The following is a 329-nucleotide window of genomic DNA, read 5'->3' as shown; positions in this document are numbered from 1 at the left end:
GGCACGCGCCCGGCTCAATCGCGCAGCTTGGGACTCATGGGGCTCCTGCTCGCGATGATGCGCTGCCGGTAGGCCTCCGAAGGATAGAAGGTCCACGGGCTCTCACAGCCATCGCTGTTGGTGCCGTAGCCGACCACCTCGGCAAGGATGGTGGCGCCGCGCGCCTGCGCGTGTTCCAGGTCTTCCAGGATCAGCGTGCAGGCGCCCTCGCCCAGCACCAGGCCGTGATCGTTCACCGCATAGCCGATGCTGTTGCGCTGCCGGCGGGTACAGCGCAGCGCCAGCAGGGCGGCCAGCGCCTCATGCACGTGGCGGCCGGCAAAGGGATA

1 pseudogene is annotated in these 329 nt (G+C 68.7%); it reads right to left on the bottom strand.

From position 1 onward, the window contains the following. Positions 1 to 107: 107 nt before the first annotated feature. Positions 108 to 329 (bottom strand): annotated as a pseudogene (locus ABGA94_RS20215) (hypothetical protein); the annotation flags it as partial.

Source organism: Stenotrophomonas sp. 3diitr2024 (assembly GCF_042136455.1).
GTDB lineage: Bacteria > Pseudomonadota > Gammaproteobacteria > Xanthomonadales > Xanthomonadaceae > Stenotrophomonas > Stenotrophomonas sepilia.
The sequence above is the reverse complement of the archived record's forward strand: the minus strand, read 5'-3'. Positions and strand labels throughout refer to the sequence as shown.